Here is an 18084-nt window from a genome sequence, read left to right as displayed (position 1 = left end):
CAGCTGAATCCTTTAATGCAAAAATCAAAGCTTTCAGAGCATCACTAAGGGGCATCGTTGATGAAAAGTTTTTTCTGTATCGACTTGCAAAGATTTATGCTTATCCCCACTAAATTTCCACTGAGCCCTTCTTGCCCAGATAAGGACATTTGCTTGTGCTGATGACAATGCTATAAGCGTATTGGCTAATTGTGCTGCTGTGATGAAGGTGGCTTTTCCTAAAGAATACTTCTGGGTTGGTTTTTACATTGTTGATGGCAATGAACTTATTCTTGGTCCGTTTCAGGGCACTCCAGCATGCACAAGAATTAAGTATGGACGTGGCGTTTGTGGCTCGGCATGGAAGGAGGGGCGCAGTCTTGTGGTAAACGACGTGGAAGAGTTTCCTGGTCATATAGCGTGTTCTTCGTTGTCAAAATCTGAGATTGTTGTTCCTTTATTTTTTGAAGGAATTGTTGTAGGAGAGATAGATATTGACAGTACAGAACTCTCCACTTTTAACGATACAGACAGAAAGTACCTTGAGCAGGCTGCAGAAATTATAGCCCCGTTTATGGCAAGGCTTGCAAAATAAAAAATCGGTCATTAGAATTTCTCATTGCTTATAAATGCGAGAAATGCTAATGACCGATTTTGAGTTTAGAATCACTTTATGTATTTCTTTCCGTTAATAATATAAATTCCTTTAGGAAGGAGGGATTTGTCTGTTCCAACGTATGAGCCGTTTATTGTGTAGATTCTTTGTGAGTTGGCTTGCATGTTGTTTTGCTCAATGTCCTTGATGTCTGTAGAGTTATCTGTGAAGCCTACTTTCATCTGGCTTGCCTGAACATCCGGTGAGCAGTAGAAGTATGCTCTCATACCCTTCATAGTTGTTCCTGGCTTGGGATGTTTGAATTCAGCGTTAGCGTTAAGGAACAAGTATTGGCTGCTCTCCTCCTCGCTGAACGTTCTGTTGCTGTATGTTCCAATCATGTAGAATGATTCGTCTCCACTTTTCTCAAGTTCAGGTCCGGTAAGTCTGACGCTATTGAAGAATCGTTCCAAGTTTATGTCTTTACCTTTAGGTCTGATAAGATAAGGGCGTCCGGCGACAATCTCTTTTGACTCTTTAAACATCAAGACATCACCCTCTATACGGTCGTATTCGCGGACTTCCGCTTCAACGTCGCATAGTTTTCCGTCAGCTACGCTTAGATTGAAGGGAATGCAGAACGTATTCCACTTATCTGCTACTAATGTTCGTTCAAGTTGGGCATTTATTATTTCTCCCTTATGCGCATATATAATCTGACTGTTATCCGCAGATTCTTTCAGAGTGATGTTGAATATTGGGTTGATGTCAATCTGTATTCTGCTGATGTATGCAACTCTACCAGGGATAATGCGGAAATTTGATGTTTGTGGAATCTTTGCTGTGACTTTAAAGCCTGTGCCATTCGTTTGTTTTTCTTCTCCATATTTTTCGAAGACAGACTCTATATTTTTATTATTTGCTTTGATTTCTAAGACTTTTGTTGATCCGGGCGTATATTCTTGATAATATAATACTGTAACATTATATCCATTTGGCGCGTCTATTTCTGGAGATGTTAGACTACCTCCTCTATTGTCGAGTTGAATTAGACTTTTATCCTGTCTTGTACGTTTACCTTCATAAACCTTCCATTTATAGTCCTTGTTTGATATTGAGTCTACAAAATTGAGGTCAGCCGTAGTGTATTTGTCTTTGAGGCTATTAAACGAATTGTAATTAGAAGCGAATACTATACTTTCTCCTCTATATTGCAGACGATAGAATGTAGAGCTTGCTGCATACGTCTCGTTGCCGGCATAGTTTGCGGATATTACAGTCTCGCCAATTTTGTTTAAGTGTATATTGCCTTCGTTGTCTACTTTTGCTACGTTGTCATTGCTGCTGCTGTAAGTGATTTTGCCGTTTTCTACTGGAGACAATATTGCCTTTGCACCGGTAAATTTATTTTCCTCGTTCACTTTCACCACGATTGTCTGACGGTCAACTTCTTCGAAAGAAAGTTTTGTCGCAATCTTTTGTTTTTCATTTACCTTGATTGTGTATGAGGCGTTGCAAGGGTAGTGGTTGTCATCACCTGAGTAGGCGGCAGTAATCGTGGTCTCGCCGTATTTGTTAGTGTTATTTATGGTGACTTTGCCGTCGTTGTCCACTGTAGCTATGTCCGTGTTGCTACTTGTGTATGAGATTTTGGCATCAGCAATAATTGTGTTGTCAGCATATACATTGGCTTTAGGAGATGCGAAGTCTGTTGTTCCGTAGGTTACGTCGTATGTATTCTTAGCATCTTCTCCGAATAACATCCTTGTTTTTGTCTTTGTTATTATTTCTGAAGATAACTTATATATGTATACAACGTCTGGTCCTCCCAAACTCGGTGACTCGATAAATCCAAACCATCTTGAGTCTTGTACGTAATTCAAGTATTTAGGATGATTCTTTTCAAATAAGATTCTCGCGTCACCATATTTTTTGGTAAATGATATCGTTGCTTGTGTGTTTTCTGAAATCTCATCACTAAGATTGATGTCTTTGCTATCGTTTTTTTCTGAGACGTTATTGATGAATTTCCCTTCATTGCTGCGGAAGTTGAATTTATCGTTTGTTTTCACTAACGTAAAACAAGCAGCGTCAGAGTTTGTGTATGCAAGAGTCTTGTCTGCATTTAGGGTTATTTCTGTAGATAACAGACGCTGACTTTTGCTGTTTGTGTTTACTTTTCCGATCATTGCCGTAGAATACTTGGACACAATAATGATATGATCGCCATTCGAAAGATCGTCAACGTTATTAACGATAGTGTATTCTTTTGATTCCGTTGTCTGCGCCTGTACGCATAATGGCAACAGCGATAATAATAACAGGATAACAGAGAATTGTCTGATATTGTTTAACTGTTTCATTTTAGATTTTTTATTGTTGTTTATGTATGTTAGGTTTAAGAGCCAAGCAAAAGTACAAATAATAATTGATACATCTATGTTATAGATGGTATATTTTGTGTATATTTGTATTTTATAATTCCACAATGGAATATATACAGCATACATGAATGCTATACATTAATATAATATAGAATAGAAATGATAGATTATGATTTGAAAAAGGTGAGAGCCGTGGTCTTTGACGTTGACGGCGTGCTTTCGGCTGAAACCATAACGCTCTCTTCCGAGGGAGAGCCTCTTCGTACGGTGAATATCAAGGACGGCTATGCCATACAGCTGGCGGTACGTCAGGGATTGCATATAGCGATTATAACCGGCGGTAATACCAACGCTGTAAGATTGCGTTACAGCGGTCTTGGCGTGCGCGATATTTATATGAAGGTAAGTGATAAGATGGTGGCTTATGACGACTTGGTGGAGCGATACGGACTGAAGGACGAGGAAGTAATCTATGTCGGTGATGACATTCCTGACTATCAGCTTATGCGTAGAGTGGGTTGTGCCTGTTGTCCGAAGGATGCATGCACAGATATAAAGAGCATAAGCCGTTATGTGAGCGACCGCTGTGGAGGCTATGGCGTAGGACGCGACATCATAGAACAGGTGTTGAGAGCTAAAGGTCTGTGGATGGACGAAGCTGTGGCATTCGGATGGTAATGCCTTAATATGAGAAAATAGGAACATATAAGAATTAAAAGAAATATACGATGAAAATAGTATTGGCAAGTCATTCGCCACGTCGTCAGGAACTTCTGAAAGGGTTGGGCGTAGACTTTAGTGTGAACGTAATAAACGGTATTGACGAGAGTTATCCTGCTACGATGCCAAAGGAGGAAGTGGCAGAGCACCTTGCTGTGAAGAAGCATGAGGCATATACGGTTGGAGAAGACGAACTTCTCATTACTGCAGACACCATTGTAGTGGTGGACGATGAAATTCTCGGCAAGCCAAAGGATGCTGCAGATGCGAGGCGCATGCTGCGTACTATTAGTGGCAGAACACACAAGGTCGTTACTGGTGTATGTCTTGCTACGGCAACGGAATGTCGCAGCTTCTCTGTAGCTACTGAGGTGACGTTCAGACAGCTTCGCGACAGCGAGATTGACTATTATGTTGAGCGCTACAAACCTTTCGATAAGGCAGGTGCTTATGGCATTCAGGAATGGATTGGATATGTGGGTGTGGAAGGCATCCGCGGTAGCTATTACAACGTAATGGGATTCCCCGTACAACGTGTGTATGAAGAGATGACTCGTCATTTTGGCCTTAAAATAGCAGAATAAGCTTTGTGATAGGTAAAAACATGTGACATTTTAATATATTTTAGATGCAAGATTTATGCTCTACGCTAATAATTCAGTAATTTTGTGCTTCGAAACGAGGCGGAAGATTGCCTCTTAGTATCGAAATATAAACATATAATAAACAGAATAAGAAATGTCAGAATCTATTGATATTCGACAGCTGAATGCTCGCATAGAGCAGCAGAGCAGTTTCGTAACCAATCTTGTGACAGGCATGAACCAGGTGATTGTCGGTCAGAAACATCTTGTAGAGTCATTGCTGATATCTTTGCTTAGTGACGGTCACATCCTTTTGGAAGGTGTGCCGGGATTGGCAAAGACCCTTGCCATAAAGACCCTTGCTCAACTTATTGACGCCGATTACAGCCGCATACAGTTTACTCCAGACCTCTTGCCGGCTGACGTTATAGGTACGCTTGTATACTCACAGAAGGACGAGAACTTCCACGTGAAGAAGGGACCGGTATTTGCTAACTTCGTACTTGCAGATGAGATCAACCGTGCCCCTGCTAAGGTGCAGAGTGCTTTGCTCGAGGCTATGCAGGAGCATCAGGTTACTATCGGTGACGAGACATTCAGTCTGCCCAACCCGTTCCTCGTTATGGCTACGCAGAACCCGATAGAGCAGGAGGGAACTTACCAGTTGCCTGAGGCTCAGGTAGACCGTTTCATGCTTAAGGTGGTTATCAGCTATCCTTCTTTGGAGGAGGAGAAGCTTATCATCCGCGAGAATCTGCGTGGTGAGAAGAAGAACATTCTGCCTGTGACAACAGCGGAGGAGATTCTTAAGGCTCGTGCCGTTGTAGAGGAAGTGTATATCGACGAGAAGATAGAGCAGTATATTGCTGACATCGTCTTCGCTTCACGTTATCCTGAGAAGTACGGTCTTGGAGAACTTAAGGACCTTATTACTTTCGGAGGTTCGCCTCGTGCCAGCATCAGCCTTGCTAAGGCAGCCCGCGCTTATGCCTTCATTAAGCGTCGCGGATATGTGGTGCCTGAGGACGTTCGCGCTGTGGCCCATGATGTTATGCGTCACCGTATAGGATTGTCATACGAGGCAGAGGCAAGCAATGTCACCAGCGAGGAGATTGTTTCGAAGATTATCAACAAGGTAGAGGTGCCCTAACAACTCCCCGAATAGCTGTTGTATAAGCTATTACATTCAGAAATCGTTATAGAATTCAGAAATCGTTATAGAATTGGAAACGTCTGAGATATTAAAAAAGGTCCGCAAGATAGAGATAAAGACAAGGGGCCTGAGCCAGAACATCTTCGCCGGTCAGTATCATTCCGCTTTCAAGGGAAGAGGAATGGCGTTCGCTGAAGTGCGTGAGTACCAGTTCGGCGACGATGTGCGTGACATTGACTGGAATGTCACGGCGCGATTCCGCAAACCTTATGTGAAGGTTTTTGAGGAGGAACGCGAGCTTACAGTGATGCTCCTTGTGGATGTATCGGGATCGTTGGATTTCGGTACGCGTAGCCGTATGAAGTCAGAAATGGCTACAGAGATTGCTGCTACTATCGCTTATAGCGCCATACAGAATAATGACAAGATTGGAGTGGTGTTCTTCTCGGACCGTATTGAGAAGTATATCCCGCCAAAGAAGGGACGCAAGCACATTCTTTATATCATCCGCGAAATGTTAGACTTCAAGCCCGAGAGTCGTAAGACAGACATCGGAGGAGCAATGGAGTTCTTTACCAGAGTGATGAAGCGCCGCACGACGGCGTTCGTGCTGAGCGACTTCTATGACAGACATGACTTCTTCAAGCAGATGCAGATAGCCAATAACAAGCACGACGTTATGGCCATACAAGTGTATGACAAGTGGGCGAAAGCTCTTCCGGATGTCGGATTGGTTAAGGTGGTTGATGCTGAGTCGGGTCATGAGATGTATGTCGATACGAGCAGTAAGAAAGTGAGAGCAGCGCATGCCCGTTATTGGATAGAGCGACAGCAGATGCTGAAAGACACGTTGTCGCGAGCCAATGTCGATTGGGTGTCTGTGGCAACTGACGATGATTATGTTAAGGCGATGATGCATCTCTTCGCCTCAAGAAACTGACAAAACGCATGATGTAATGAGACGCTTACTATTATTATCATACATATTGGTATTCTCCTTTGTTGCTGCCGCTGCACAACAGGCAAGCGTGGTGTCGAAGATTGACTCTGTGTCAATCCTTATAGGACAGCAGGCTCACCTGACGGTAGAGGTTACGGCACGCAAGGGAGCCAATGTTGCCTTCCCGCGTTTTAAGCGTGCCCAGCAGATGGTGCCTGGAGTGGAAGTAGTGGAGACAAGTCCTGAGAATCGATCTGAGTCAGACGACCAGCTTACTGTCAGCAAGACATTCACTCTTACAAGCTTCGACGGAAAACTGTATGCCATTCCGGGTATGAAGGTAAAGGTGGACGGCAAGGTGTATGCTTCCAATCAGCTGGCGCTTAAGGTGCTGGAATGTGAGGTGGACACGCTTCATCCCGAAAAGTTCTTTCCTCCTAAGGATGTACAGGACAACCCTTTCATGTGGTCAGAATGGAGTCCGCTCTACTGGCTTGGAGTATTGGTGATGCTTGTGTCAGCCTTCCTCGCTTATCTTATTCTGCGTCTTAAGCAGAACAAGCCCATCGTGGTGAGAGTACGTGTGGTGAAGAAGATACCTGCACATCAGAAAGCCCTTAATGAGATGACACGCCTCAAGAGTGAGAGCTTCAATACGGCAGAGGAGCAGAAGCTGTATTATACACACTTGACCGATACGTTGAGAAAGTATATCAGAGAACGCTTCGGATTCAATGCCATGGAGATGACCAGCTCGGAGATAATCGAACAGTTGAAGACGGCTGGTGACAATACGATGATAGACGAATTGCGTGAGCTTTTTGCTACCGCAGACCTCGTGAAGTTTGCCAAGTATTCATCGCTTTTGGGTGAGAAGGATATGAACCTCGTGAATGCCATACAATACATCGACCAGACCAAGCATGACGAACAACCGCAGGAGGAGCGCATCGTGCCGAAGCTGAGCGACGATGACATCAAGACACGAAAGAACCGCATAACCATCAAGACATTAATATGGTGTTGTGCGATTTTGGCAACAGTTCTCGTGATATATATTGCTTATCATGTATACCTGCTTACACTTTAGCAGGATGATGCATAAGAATATGGATATGTAAGAAAAAGGAAATAATGGAATTTGCTAATAAAGAATACTTCGCACTTCTCTTGCTGCTTGTGCCCTACGTTGTCTGGTTTCTGCTTTTCCGTAAGAAGAGCGAACCAACTATGCGTGTTTCGAGCACAGAGGCTTACCGCTTTGCACCGAAGAGCTGGCGTCAAAGGATTGTGCATTTGCCGATAGTGTTGCGATGCCTTTGCTTTGTGGCATTGGTATGCGTGTTGGCACGTCCGCAAACCCATAACGCTTGGGACAACAAGTCGGTGGAGGGCATAGACATAATGATGGCTATGGACGTATCGACTTCAATGTTGGCTGAGGACCTAAAGCCCAACCGTCTGGAGGCAGCGAAGAGTGTAGCTGCTGAGTTTATTGCCGGACGTCCCAATGACAACATAGGTCTGACCATATTTGCCGGAGAGTCGTTCACGCAATGTCCTATGACTACCGACCATGCCTCGCTCTTGAGCTTGTTGGGATCAGTGCGTACGGATATTGCTGCGCGTGGCATCATTTCCGACGGTACTGCCATAGGTATGGGACTTGCCAATGCTGTTTCGCGACTGAAGAGTTCGAAGGCTAAGAGTAAGGTGATAATCCTTCTTACTGATGGTAGCAATAACATGGGCGACATCTCACCGATGACAAGTGCGGAGATAGCCAAGAGCATGGGTATAAGAGTGTATACGATTGCTGTCGGTACCAACAAGGTGGCACCTTATCCAGTACCAGTTGCGGGTGGTGTACAGTATGTCAATATGCCCGTGGAAATCGATACCAAGACTTTGGCTGATATTGCTGCGACTACAGACGGTAGCGCTTACCGCGCCACCAACAACCGTGAGCTTTCGCAGATTTATAAAGACATCGACCAGTTAGAGAAAACAAAGATGGACGTAAAGCGTTTTTCAAAGCGTTATGAGGCATATATGCCGTTCGCATTAGCGGCTTTCGTTCTTCTTCTCTCTGAAATCTTACTCAGAGTGACTGTGTTACGTAGAATACCTTAAAGGAATAGTTTAAACATGTTTAAGTTTGAAGACCCTTCTTATCTTTGGCTGTTGTGCCTCGTGCCATGTCTCGTGGTATTGAGGTATTATGGTTTGTGGCGCCGACATCGCAAGCTGCGTAAGATAGGAGACAAGGAATTGTTGAAGAGCCTCATGCCAGACGCCTCATCGGCTCGACTGGCATGTAAGTTCTGGATTTTAATGGCAGTGGTGGCGCTTATCATAGTTGTCCTTGCTCGTCCGCAGATGGGAGCAAAGGTGGCTGATGACAAGCGACAGGGCATCGAGACCATTATAGCCGTAGATATCAGTAACTCAATGTTGGCGCAAGACGTTGTGCCTTCGCGATTGGATAAGAGCAAGATGCTTGTTGAGAATCTGGTTGACCATTTCACGGATGACAAGATAGGTATTGTGGTATTTGCCGGTGATGCCTTTGTACAGCTTCCGATAACAAATGATTATGTGTCAGCCAAGATGTTCTTACAAAATCTTGACCCTTCACTTATCGCCACTCAAGGTACCGACATCGCTCGTGCCATCAATCTTTCGGCAAGCAGTTTCACGCAACAGCAGAAAGTTGGAAGAGCCATAATCCTCATAACCGATGGCGAAGATCATGAAGGTGGTGCGGAAGAGGCAGCAAAAGCCGCTGCCAAGAAAGGCATAAATGTCTTTATCCTTGGTGTCGGTGATCCTAAGGGTGCTCCCATACCTGTGGGTGGAGGAGAATATCTGAAGGACAACAACGGTCAGGTGGTAATGTCTGCCCTCAACGAGGAAATGTGTCGTGCAGTGGCAAAAGCAGGAAGCGGAACATACATACATGTTGACAATTCAAACGACGCTCAGGAAAAGCTCAACTCAGAATTATCAAAGCTTCAGAAGGGGGAAACAGGTGGTGCTACATACAGCAATTACGCCGAGCAATTCCAGATTTTCGCCCTCTTGGCTTTATTGTTCTTGGTTTTGGATGCATGCATCCTTGAGGTGAAGAATCCACGATGGAGAAATGTGCGTCTCTTTAGAAAGAGGAGAATATAAAATAAGAATACAACCGAAGATGAACAGATTATTATTCCTGGTGTTGTTTGCCATGACATCGCTAATGTCCTTGGCGCAGGCAGACCGCCAATTTATACGCTATGGAAACAGACATTTCCACCAGCAGAACTTTGTGAAGGCTGAGGCGGAGTACAGAAAGTCGCTTTCTGTAAATCCTGAGAATCCTCAAGCCCTTTACAACCTTGGCTGTGCGCTTATGATGCAGAAGAAAGACTCGGCTGCCGTTCAGCAGTTTGAGAAGGCTGCAAGAGTGGAGAAGGCAAGGATGAGAAAGGCAAAGATATATCATAATATCGGATATGTATGTCAGAGCAACAAGCTGTATGGCGATGCCATAAAGGCGTATAAGGAAAGTCTGCGAAACAATCCTTCGGATGACGAAACGCGATATAACCTTGCTTTGTGTAAGAGGTTGGAGAAGAAAAATCAAAACAAGAATAAGAATCAGAATAAGAAGAATCAACAAAACAAAGACAAGGAAAAGAAGAAAGAGGACAACAAGAAGGATCAGAACCAGAATAAGAATGACCAGCAGAAGCAGAATAGCCAGGAGCGTATGAGTAAGGACAACGCCGAACAACTGCTTAATGCTGCCATGCAGAACGAGCAACAGACGCAGCGTCGCATAAAGGAAGCCATGAGGCGTCAGAAGAGTAAGAAGCTGGACAAGAACTGGTAAACGAAAGAAATCAATAACATATTAGGCATTTGTGCTGTAAACGTGAATAAAGAATAGAATGAAAAAGGCATATATATTGCTTCTCTTTGTAATGGTGTGCGTATTGACCGTCAATGCGCAGGTTATCTCTGTGTCGGCACCTTCCAAGGTGTCTGCGGGAGAAAACTTCAGACTGTCGTTTACCATCAATACGGACGACGTGGATGACTTCAGGGCTGGATCCATTCCTTCCGGTCTTGAGGTTATAGCAGGTCCGTACACATCGCAGCAGTCGAGCTATCAGATTGTGAACGGCCATACCAGCCGTTCGTCTTCCATAACATTCACATACACATTATATGCCGATAAGCCAGGAACATATACTGTCTCAGGAGCTAAGGCACGTGTCGGAGGCAAGACAATAGCTTCGCATCATGTAACCATCAAAGTCGGAGCGGGCTCTCGTCATGGCAATGGTGCTCCGCAGATGCACGAAGATGCCGAGCCAAGGATGAGTTCTTCAGGCAAGATTAGTGCTAATGATCTCTTTGTGAAGGTTAGCGCCAGCAAACGTCGTGTTTGTGAGCAGGAACCAGTACTCCTTACGTATAAGGTTTATACTCTTGTAGACCTTACTTCTTTGGACGGCAAGATGCCTGACTTGAAGGGATTCCATACGCAGGAAGTGCCGCTTCCTCAGCAGAAGAGTTTCCATCTTGAGAAAGTTAACGGCAAGAATTATCGTTGCGTAACATGGAGCCAGTATGTAATGTTTCCGCAGATGACCGGCAAGCTCTCCATACCAAGCATCACATTCAAGGGAATCGTGGTGCAGCGAAACAATTCTGTGGACCCGTTTGAAGCATTCTTTAATGGTGGTTCGGGTTATGTAGAGGTGAAGCGCAATATTGTGGCTCCTGGAATAGACATCCAAGTGGATCCGCTTCCAAAACGCCCTGTCGACTTCTCAGGTGGAGTGGGACACTTCACAATCTCTGCCCAGCTCAATCATAAGACGGTCAAGGAAGGTGAGCCTCTTACTCTCCGTGTGGTAGTAGGCGGAATCGGCAATCTTAAGCTTATCAAGCAGCCGGTGGTTGATTTCCCGAAAGACTTCGACCGTTATGCCCCGAAGGTGTCTGACAAGACCAAGCTTACAGCCAACGGTATAGAGGGTAATATGATTTACGACTATCTTGTCGTGCCCCGCAACCGAGGCGACTATACCATTCCAGCCGTATCGCTTACTTACTACGATACATCTACTAATAGCTACAAGACAATAAAGACCCAGCCCTTGCAGGTAAAGATTGAGAAGGGTGACGGTAATAAGACCACCGTGGACGATTTCTCTGATCAGCCGAAGGATATTAAGCCGATAAAGACGAGTGACGAAGACGTGGTCGGCGTTTACACCTCGTTTGTGGGAAGCGGTAGTTACTGGCTTTGGCTGGTTCTCCCGTTCGTAGTGTTCGTTGCCGTTCTTGTTGTGTTCCGCAAGCGTGCTCTCGACAGTGCCAATATCGTGGCGTCTAAGCAGAAGCGTGCCACAAAGGTGGCAACCAAGCGCCTTAAGACAGCTTACCGTCTTATGAAGGCAGGCCGTTCAGGCGAATTCTATGACGAAGTGCTCCGTGCTTTGTGGGGCTACGTTGGTGACCGTATGAATATGCCAGTGGAGAGTCTTTCTCGCGAAAATGTGGTTGAGGCTTTCGAAGCACGAAACGTGCAGAAGGAGACAACAGAGAAATTCGTGCATGCTTTGGATGAATGCGAGTTTGAGCGTTATTCGCCAGGCGACCCTGCCGGTAACATGAACAAGACATACGAATCTGCTATGATTGCAATAATGGACATTGAGAATACTATAAAGACAGCTAAGAAGAAGGTGGCAGCGCCTGTGCTCCTTGCTCTCATCACGCTTCTCTTTGCTGCGACTACAGCAACAGCTGCTCCTGCTAAGGTTGCAATTACCAAGGTTGACGCAGATAAGGAATATGCCAAGGGCAATTATCTGCAGGCTTCGAAGGATTATTCTGACTTGCTGAAAGTGGGCGAGAGCGTAGAGTTGTATTATAACTTGGGCAACTGCTATTATCGTCTTGGAAACATCACCAAGTCGATTATCGCTTACGAGAAGGCACATCGTCTTTCGCCGTCTGACCGCGACGTAACCTTCAATCTGGAGTTTGTTCGTGAGAAGACTATTGACAAGATAGAGCGTCAGGAGAAGAACTTCTTCTCTGCAGGATATACGATGCTTCAGAATCTTATGGACATGGACGCTTGGGCACGCTTGTCAATCGTAGCTTTCTTCGCATGTCTCGGTATGGCTATGCTTTTCTTGCTTGGCCGTGACGAGTGGATGCGCAAGCTTGGCTTTTACGTAGCCTTGCTGTCAGTCTTTGTCTTTGTCTTCTCCACATTGTTCGCATGGCAGCAGAAGCATAACTTCGATGCTCGTGATAGAGCAGTGGTAGTGGCTCCGTCGGCAAGTGTGAAGCTGACCCCGTCAGACAGTAGCGCCGATGCTGTCGTAGTGCATGAAGGAACTGCAGTCCAGATTGTAGACCGCACTATGTCCGATTGGTATTCTGTAAAGCTCGACGACGGTAAAGAGGGTTGGCTGAAGCGCAACTCTTTGGAGATCATTTAGTTATTTATAAAGGAATAGAATACTTAATAATATATAAGTAAATTGATAGACTCTCAGACCATAATTGATTTAGACCGCGAATTGCTGTTGTTCCTCAATGGTAGCGATTCGGTGTTCCTTGATGGGTGGATGGCATGTCTTACCCATGGCTTGACGTGGGTTCCACTTTACGTGGCGCTTCTTTATCTAGTCATAAAAAACAACGAGTCAGTGGCGCAGATACTCTTGGTAATAGGATGCTCCGCAGCTTGTGTGTTGTTGGCAGATGTCACGGCAGACATTATTGTTAAGCCTTTGGTGGCAAGACCCCGTCCTTGCAATGAGCCTCAGATAAGCGAAATGGTACATTTCGTTTCTGGATTGAGGAGCATGGACTATAGCTTCTTCTCGGCACATGCGGCTAATACCATCTCCATAGCAGTATTTTTCTGTCTTCTTGTGCGTAGCAAGGTGCTGGGTACGACGTTGGTGGTATGGTCGCTCGTAAATGGATATACGAGAATTTACCTCGGACTGCATTATCCCTTTGATGTCCTTACAGGACTGGCATGGGGAACAGCGGTAGGCTTTCTCGTCTATTGGCTTTACACGTTACTTTACAAGCGTCTTTCGTCCGTCAACAACTATGTGTCAACTCAATACACATCCACGGGCTACAGCTTGGACGATGTCGACATAGTGGAGCTGGTATTCTTCCTTACAATTATATATACTATTATACGTGCTGTTATTATTTACTAAAGAAAATGGATACAAAACACATACAAATAAAGGATTTTAACTATAATCTTCCTGACGAGCGCATAGCTAAGTTTCCGCTTGCAAAGCGTGACAATAGCAAGTTGCTGCTCTATCGTCATGGAGAAGTGACGGAGGACGTTTTTCACAATATAGCGCAATATCTTCCTAAGGGCGCTCTTATGGTATTCAATAATACCAAGGTGATTCAGGCACGCCTTCATTTCCGTAAGGAGACAGGAGCCTTGATAGAGGTATTCCTTCTCGAACCGTATATGCCAGCTGACTATGAGCAGATGTTCCAGACCACTGGTCATTGCTCATGGCTCTGCATGATTGGCAATCTGAAGAAGTGGAAGGAAGGAACTTTGAAGCGCACTTTCGACGTTAAGGGCAAAGAGGTTACTCTTGTAGCTGAGCGTAAGGAAGACGTACATAAGAGTTATCGTGTAGACTTCTCATGGGACGCTTCTGATGTATCGTGGGCAGAATTGCTTGATGCAGTCGGCGAGCTTCCCATCCCGCCTTACCTTAACCGTGAGACGCAGGAAAGCGACAAGACCACATACCAGACTGTCTACTCAAAGATAAAGGGTTCGGTAGCAGCTCCGACAGCCGGTCTTCATTTCACGCCGGAGGTACTTGCCGACATCGACCGTCATGGAATAGACCGTGAAGAGTTGACGCTCCATGTTGGCGCTGGAACTTTCAAGCCCGTCAAGTCTGAGGAAATACAGGATCATGAGATGCATACTGAGTATATTTGTGTTCATCGCCAGACCCTCGAAAAGCTTATCCGTCATGAAGCTAAGGCAATAGCCGTAGGCACCACAAGCGTGCGCACACTTGAGAGCCTATATTATATAGGTGTGAAGTTGGAAAAAACTCTTGACCTTTCCGAGGAAGAACTCCACGTATGCCAATGGGAGCCTTACGAGAATGCCGTAGCCAAGCCCATTACGCCCATCAAGGCAATAGAGAACATATTGGCGTATCTTGACAAGCACGGGTTGAGCGCTTTGCATGCCAGTACCCAGATAATCATAGCTCCAGGTTATGAGTATAATATTGTGAAGATGCTGGTAACCAATTTCCATCAGCCGCAGAGCACCTTGCTGCTTCTCGTAAGTGCATTCGTACATGGTGATTGGTGCAAAATCTATGATTATGCTCTGGCACACGATTTCCGCTTCCTGAGCTATGGTGACAGCTCTCTGCTGATACCGTAATGTCAAGGAGATAGCGGCTGAACAAATAAATAACATAACGAAACGTAAGAAAAATGAAGATAGGAGATAAAGTCCAGTTTCTTAGTGAGATTGGAGGAGGCATTATAGCAGGATTTAAGGGTAAGGACATTGCCCTTGTGGAGGATGAGGACGGCTTTCAGATTCCTACCCCCATATCAGACCTTGTAGTTACCAGTACAGGCGACGAATATTCGTCATCCAAGGTAGTGGCTAAGAAGGGTGGGGCAGAAGCTGAGGCTGCAAATGCTGACCCCGACTCATTCTCTATGTCCGTAAAGGCTAAGATGAATGCTTATGATGAGGAGGCAGAAGCCTATGAGGAAGAATATGATGCTGCCGACCGTGAGGTTACATACAAGGCTCCCGTTCAGGAGCGCAAGGGTGGCAACAAGCTCAACGTGCATTACGCATTCGTGCCCAAAGACGTAAAGAACTTTACGAAGACCGACTTCGACTGCTATCTTGTAAACGACAGTAATTATTACGTACGCTTCCTCTATATGAGTATGGAAGGCGCCGAATATACCTTGAGAGCAGAAGGCGAACTCGATCCTAACACGAAGCTCTATCTCGAGACATTCTCACTCGACCAGCTTAACGAGATAAGCCGCATCCGCTTGCAGATGCTTTCCTTTAAGCGCGACAAGACCTTTGTAGCTCGTCCTGTATGCGACGTGCTGTTCAAGGTGGACAAGGTGAAGTTCTTCAAGCTCCACACGTTCCAGGACAATGAGTTCTTCGAGTCACCAGCTTTGCTCTATCAGATTGTTAAGGACGATGAGGTGGCTCAGCTCAAGCCCATCGATGCAGACAAGCTCGTCTATACCGAGGAAGAGGAAGAAGCAGGTAAGAAGAAGCAGGGAACATTGGCAAGCGAAGTGTCGTATAAGAAACTGAAGGGACTGGAGTCGCTCAATACTTCGTCACATGCCAAGGCATCCAAGAGTTCCAACGATGATCTGCTGGTTGTCGACCTTCATGCAGAAGAACTGCTCGAGACCACAGCAGGCATGGGCAATGCGGACATCCTCAACTATCAGCTGGATTATTTCCGTCGCATCCTTGAGGAAAACAAGGCCAACAAAGGCAAGCGTATCGTCTTCATCCACGGTAAGGGAGAAGGCGTGCTCCGTCATGCCTTGGTGAACGAGCTGCGTTATCGTTACAAGAACTATCGTTATCAGGATGCTTCGTTCCAGGAGTATGGTTATGGAGCCACTCAGGTGACAATACGTTAACATTGTATCTATCAACAAAATATAATACCTAAAAGCAAAACTGATTTTTATGAATTACGGTTTCATCACGGTTGCCTCGGCAATTCCTTCTGTAAGGGTTGCTGACGTAGATTATAATATCGAGCAAATAGAGAAACTTGTAGCTCAGGCTGACGAAAAGGGTGTGGAGATAATGGTGTTCCCCGAACTTTCTGTTACGGGTTACACATGCCAGGATCTCTTCGCTCAGCAGAGTCTTGTGGAAGGAGCAGAGAATGCAGTCCTTCATCTGCTTGACGTGTCGCGTAAGTTGGATGTCATTACCATCATCGGCGTACCTGTATGTATCGGTACCGGACTCTATAATTGTGCCGTAGTATGTCAGCATGGTACTGTCCTTGGCATTGTTCCCAAGCGATTCCTGCCCAACTATTCCGAGTTCTATGAGCAGCGCTGGTTTGTCTCTGGCGATGACATGACAGAGCCGGTAGAAATACGTTACGCAGGCAATAAGGTGACAGTCCTTCCCGGAAACCACATCTTCCAAACCAGCGACGGCGTGAAGTTCGGCATCGAGCTTTGCGAGGATGTATGGTCGCCCGTACCACCATCCAACAGTCTTGCCCTTGCCGGAGCAGACATCATCTTCAATCTTTCCGCTACTGACGAGATGTTGGGCAAGAACGCTTACCTGAAGCGCCTCCTCGCTCAGCAGAGCGCTCGCCTTATTTCAGGCTACGTTTACAGCTCTTGCGGATTCGGCGAGAGCACGCAGGACTTGGTTTACGGAGGAAACGCCTATATATATGAGAAAGGAAAGCTCATAGCCGAGTCGGAACGATTCTCTTTGGACGAGCAGCTGGTAGTAAGCCAGATTGACGTGGAGAAGCTCCGCACTATGCGCCGTAAGAACACTACATACCAGCACGCACAGCGTGGTGTCAAGTCTGTAGTCACTCAAGCCGAACCCATCGAGCAGCGTCCATTCACTCTTCTGCGCCACATCAATCCTCTGCCCTTCGTTCCGAGTTCAGATATGATGCACGAGGCATGCGACGAGATATTCTCCATCCAGGTGAGCGGTCTGGCAAAGCGTCTCGTCCATACCCACAGCAAGACTGTGGTCCTTGGCATAAGCGGCGGACTTGATTCCACTCTTGCCCTCCTCGTATGTGCCATGACCTTCGACAAGCTTGGCTACGACCGTAAGGGAATAGTAGGCGTCACGATGCCCGGATTCGGTACCACAGACCGTACCTATAATAATGCCATATCGCTTATGCAGAGCCTTGGCATCACCATACGCGAGATAAGCATCTGCAAGAGCGTGGAGCAGCATTTCCTCGACATCGATCATGACATCAACGTACATGACGTGACATACGAGAACGGTCAGGCTCGTGAGCGCACTCAGATACTCATGGACCTCAGCAATCAGCTTGGAGGACTTGTGGTCGGTACTGGCGACCTTAGCGAGCTTGCATTGGGATGGGCCACGTATAATGGTGACCATATGTCTATGTATGGTGTCAATGCCGGTCTGCCCAAGACCTTCATCCGTCATCTTGTGGCTTATGTGGCAGAAAACTTAGTGGACGACAAGTCGCGCGAAACCTTGCTTGACATCATCGACACGCCCATCAGCCCCGAGCTAATTCCCGCAGACGAGAACGGCGACATAAAGCAGAAGACAGAAGACCTCGTGGGACCATACGAATTACACGACTTCTTCATCTATCACTTCATGAGTTACGGCTATAAGCCCGGCAAGCTTTATATGCTTGCACGCCATGCTTTTGACGATGCACAATATCCGGACGATGTGATAAAGCATTGGCTGAAGGTGTTCCTCCGCCGTTTCTTCAATCAGCAGTTCAAGCGTTCCTGCTTGCCTGACGGACCGAAGGTGGGAAGCGTTAATCTCAGTCCGAGAGGCGACTGGCGTATGCCGTCAGACGCAATGAGTACATTATGGTTGTCAGAGTGTGAAAATCTTTAATCGTGTTTGTTAG

The 18084-nt window shown here is 45.9% G+C and carries 15 protein-coding genes and 1 pseudogene; 15 read left to right on the top strand and 1 reads right to left on the bottom strand.

What is annotated here, in order from left to right; translation table 11 throughout:
* Positions 1–113, top strand: a pseudogene (locus CHL74_RS16110) (ISAon1 family transposase); the annotation flags it as partial.
* Positions 114–139: 26 nt separating this feature from the next.
* Positions 140–574: a GAF domain-containing protein gene (locus CHL74_RS04055; RefSeq protein WP_094879886.1), complete on the top strand. Its 435-nt coding sequence runs from the start codon at positions 140–142 to the stop codon at positions 572–574.
* 71 nt (positions 575–645) lie between these two features.
* Here CHL74_RS04055 and CHL74_RS04050 read toward each other — a convergent pair whose 3' ends face one another.
* Positions 646–2937, bottom strand: a complete 2292-nt coding sequence (locus CHL74_RS04050) for an Ig-like domain-containing protein (protein WP_176452164.1) — start codon at positions 2935–2937, stop codon at positions 646–648.
* 180 nt (positions 2938–3117) lie between these two features.
* Here CHL74_RS04050 and CHL74_RS04045 point away from each other — a divergent pair, with 180 nt between their 5' ends.
* The 13 genes from CHL74_RS04045 to CHL74_RS03985 all read left to right on the top strand — a co-directional run bounded on the left by CHL74_RS04045 (position 3118) and on the right by CHL74_RS03985 (position 18071).
* On the top strand, positions 3118–3636 hold the full coding sequence (locus CHL74_RS04045) for a KdsC family phosphatase (protein WP_094879884.1): 519 nt from the start codon (positions 3118–3120) through the stop codon (positions 3634–3636).
* Between the two features lie 50 nt (positions 3637–3686).
* The gene (locus tag CHL74_RS04040) at positions 3687–4262 is read left to right on the top strand and encodes a Maf-like protein (protein ID WP_094879883.1); all 576 of its coding nucleotides are present in this window, start codon (positions 3687–3689) and stop codon (positions 4260–4262) included.
* Positions 4263–4416: 154 nt separating this feature from the next.
* Entirely contained in the window at positions 4417–5412 is a 996-nt protein-coding gene (locus CHL74_RS04035; protein WP_094879882.1) for an AAA family ATPase, read from the top strand.
* 73 nt (positions 5413–5485) lie between these two features.
* Positions 5486–6355 (top strand): DUF58 domain-containing protein, encoded by an 870-nt coding sequence (locus CHL74_RS04030; protein WP_094879881.1) that lies wholly within the window; start codon positions 5486–5488, stop codon positions 6353–6355.
* Between the two features lie 16 nt (positions 6356–6371).
* The gene (locus CHL74_RS04025) at positions 6372–7445 is read left to right on the top strand and encodes a BatD family protein (RefSeq protein ID WP_176452163.1); all 1074 of its coding nucleotides are present in this window, start codon (positions 6372–6374) and stop codon (positions 7443–7445) included.
* A gap of 44 nt (positions 7446–7489) precedes the next feature.
* Complete coding sequence (locus tag CHL74_RS04020) at positions 7490–8488, top strand: vWA domain-containing protein (RefSeq protein ID WP_094879880.1); 999 nt, start codon at positions 7490–7492, stop codon at positions 8486–8488.
* A 15-nt stretch (positions 8489–8503) separates the two neighbouring features.
* Positions 8504–9532, top strand: a complete 1029-nt coding sequence (locus CHL74_RS04015) for a VWA domain-containing protein (protein WP_094879879.1) — start codon at positions 8504–8506, stop codon at positions 9530–9532.
* 19 nt (positions 9533–9551) lie between these two features.
* Complete coding sequence (locus tag CHL74_RS04010; RefSeq protein WP_094879878.1) at positions 9552–10232, top strand: tetratricopeptide repeat protein; 681 nt, start codon at positions 9552–9554, stop codon at positions 10230–10232.
* 58 nt (positions 10233–10290) lie between these two features.
* On the top strand, positions 10291–12867 hold the full coding sequence (locus CHL74_RS04005) for a BatD family protein (RefSeq protein WP_094879877.1): 2577 nt from the start codon (positions 10291–10293) through the stop codon (positions 12865–12867).
* A 42-nt stretch (positions 12868–12909) separates the two neighbouring features.
* Entirely contained in the window at positions 12910–13608 is a 699-nt protein-coding gene (locus CHL74_RS04000) for a phosphatase PAP2 family protein (protein ID WP_366037201.1), read from the top strand.
* Positions 13609–13613: 5 nt separating this feature from the next.
* On the top strand, positions 13614–14834 hold the full coding sequence (locus CHL74_RS03995) for an S-adenosylmethionine:tRNA ribosyltransferase-isomerase (RefSeq protein WP_094879876.1): 1221 nt from the start codon (positions 13614–13616) through the stop codon (positions 14832–14834).
* Between the two features lie 53 nt (positions 14835–14887).
* The gene (locus CHL74_RS03990; RefSeq protein ID WP_094879875.1) at positions 14888–16093 is read left to right on the top strand and encodes a DUF2027 domain-containing protein; all 1206 of its coding nucleotides are present in this window, start codon (positions 14888–14890) and stop codon (positions 16091–16093) included.
* A gap of 49 nt (positions 16094–16142) precedes the next feature.
* Entirely contained in the window at positions 16143–18071 is a 1929-nt protein-coding gene (locus CHL74_RS03985) for an NAD(+) synthase (RefSeq protein ID WP_094879874.1), read from the top strand.
* The last annotated feature ends 13 nt before the right edge of the window (positions 18072–18084 follow it).

Origin of the sequence: Prevotella sp. 885 (genome assembly GCF_002265625.1) — a bacterium.
Lineage (GTDB): Bacteria > Bacteroidota > Bacteroidia > Bacteroidales > Bacteroidaceae > Prevotella.
The sequence above is the reverse complement of the archived record's forward strand: the minus strand, read 5'-3'. Positions and strand labels throughout refer to the sequence as shown.